Source organism: Parafrankia soli (assembly GCF_001854695.1).
Taxonomy (GTDB): domain Bacteria; phylum Actinomycetota; class Actinomycetes; order Frankiales; family Frankiaceae; genus Parafrankia; species Parafrankia soli.
Window position 1 is genome coordinate 1 of record NZ_MAXA01000138.1, and the last position, 1,976, is coordinate 1,976.

4 protein-coding genes are annotated in these 1,976 nt (G+C 66.1%); 1 reads left to right on the forward strand and 3 read right to left on the reverse strand.

Going from position 1 to position 1,976, the window contains the following annotated elements:
• Nucleotides 1–385, forward strand: a 385-nt coding sequence (locus BBK14_RS13140) for a hypothetical protein (RefSeq protein WP_206744664.1), incomplete at its 5' end; no start/stop codon positions are given.
• A 9-nt stretch (nucleotides 386–394) separates the two neighbouring features.
• Here the strand turns inward: BBK14_RS13140 and BBK14_RS37790 are convergent.
• The 3 genes from BBK14_RS37790 to BBK14_RS13155 form a co-directional block, all read right to left on the reverse strand.
• A complete protein-coding gene (locus BBK14_RS37790; protein ID WP_157904251.1) occupies nucleotides 395–658 on the reverse strand; it encodes a hypothetical protein in 264 nt (87 codons plus the stop codon).
• Between the two features lie 465 nt (nucleotides 659–1,123).
• Nucleotides 1,124–1,363: a hypothetical protein gene (locus BBK14_RS13150; RefSeq protein ID WP_420849150.1), complete on the reverse strand. Its 240-nt coding sequence runs from the start codon at nucleotides 1,361–1,363 to the stop codon at nucleotides 1,124–1,126.
• Between the two features lie 227 nt (nucleotides 1,364–1,590).
• Nucleotides 1,591–1,976, reverse strand: a 386-nt coding sequence (locus tag BBK14_RS13155) for a transposase (RefSeq protein ID WP_157904252.1), incomplete at its 5' end; no start/stop codon positions are given.

Here is a 1,976-nt window from a genome sequence, read left to right on the forward strand (position 1 = left end):
CCACATCCCCCTGATCTCCACACCAGCCGCAAGCGGGGGGATCATCGGGCGTAGGTTCGCGTCCCTCTTGAGGGGACGGAAATCGCCGTGGTGTGAGGAACGTCCTGATCGTCTGTCGATGAATGGTGACGACCAGGCAGGTCACTTAGAGTTACCGGGCATGGGGCTGCCTGACGTGACGCTCGCGATCCTGGACGACGGGCCCTTCCGCGGCGGCACCTTTGTGGTCCGCCCTGGCCAGACGCTCACCTTCGGCACGTCATGGCTCAACCCGCACCGGGTGGTGTACCGGCCCACCGGTGAGGTCGTCGAAACCGTGGAAGGCGAGGCGGTAGTCCTGCGCTGCGAGGTAATCCCAGGGGCCGTCACGGGTAGTGATCGATGAGCGTAACCCTCAAGGGGCGCGGGGGGTGTGGGCAGCGAGGCGGGCAAGCAGCTTCTCCGGAGCTGTTCTCAGGGCGTCGGCGAGTTCAACGAGTAACGCTGCCGCGATCTTCGTGAGGGTGTCGAGGGTGYGCTGCGGAATGCGGGCGGCGTCGACGAGCAGGTCCTCGTGCAGCGCGTCCCACACCGTGGACGCGGAAGCCGGGGTCGGTTCAGTCCGGTCCTGGCCAGGTCTTTTGTCTCCGGCGTGGTGGATGATCACGAAGCTGGGCATAGCCGGTTGGGACGGCAGGCCGAACGGTGGCTGTGTCACAGCTTTGAGTTGCCTATTCGACTGTGCTCGACGCGACGTGAATGGCGCAGGTTGCGGCCGGCGATCGCTTCATCATCATCAGTCGGCGATCTGTGGTCGGCGTGCGCTCTGCGGGGGCTGAGTACCTCGTGTTTCGTTCGCATCGCAGGGTGGTCCACGATGGCGCCTTGACGTTGGAGACAGCGCAGCTCAGCCTGGCCGGCATGGGTGAAGGCGGGGGCGGGCGGGCGAGTCGCGAACGGTTCCGGTGACCGTGGCGGCTCCCGCGGCCGGTGACACTCTGCGGGGCGGTGTCGTGATGATCGGGGACGCGCGCGGCGTCTCGGAGCACCCCACGGGTGAAGCCATTTCAAGCTGTCCTCAAGGGCCGGACGAAACCGCCATAGCCAGACGTAACATAATTGGCGTGCTGCGGACGGTGTGCGTTTAGCTTTCCCTGCGGGCGGCCTCAGCCTGGGATTCCTGCACGGATGATGGCGCTGCGGGGCGGGTGTGCTGGGCGACGTAGGTGCCGGCGGCGATCGCCGCTGCGACCGGCCATTCGATGATCTCTGCGACGGCGAGTCCGCCTAGGCCGAGGTAGTAGACGGCCTTGCCTGGTGACGGTGGTCGCATGCCCGCTCCTCGTCCGATCTCGAACCGGCTGGTGAGCAACGGCAGCCGCACGGTCATTCCTCGGGTGCCCGCCGACGGTGYGCTCTCGGCCTGCTGCTGTCCGTTTGCCGGACGCGTGCCTTCTTTGCCTCGATGATCGTCTATTGTGGAGTATGTCTTTACTGCCATGACTCCTCATCTCCTCATGACCACTCAGCATCCCCCCGTTGCCGGCACGCAAACCGGCGACGGCTGCGGATGCGAGGCGGCGTTGGCCTAGGGCCTGTTCTGAGTTCGGATCATGGGGTTGGCAGGCTGCGTAGCCAGAGGATGGATCCGCGCAGGTGGAGTCCTGCGGCGTAGCTTTCGGGTGTCTTGTCGTAGCGGGTGGCCAGACCCCGCCATTCCTTGATCTTGTTGATGCCGCGCTCCACGGTGTTGCGGTCTTTGTAGAGCGTGGCGTCGTGGCTGACCGGGCGGCCTCCGGCGCTGCCGCGCTTCTTACGGTTGGCCTTCTGGTCGGCCTTCTCCGGGATCACCGCCTGGATCTTCCGTGTGCGCAGGTGGGCGCGGTTGGCGCGGGAGGAGTACGCCTTGTCTCCGGCGACCGCGTCCGGCCGGGTCCTGGGGCGGCCGACCGGTCCACGCACCTTGATCTTCTTCAGGACTGGGAGGAAAAGTGGGC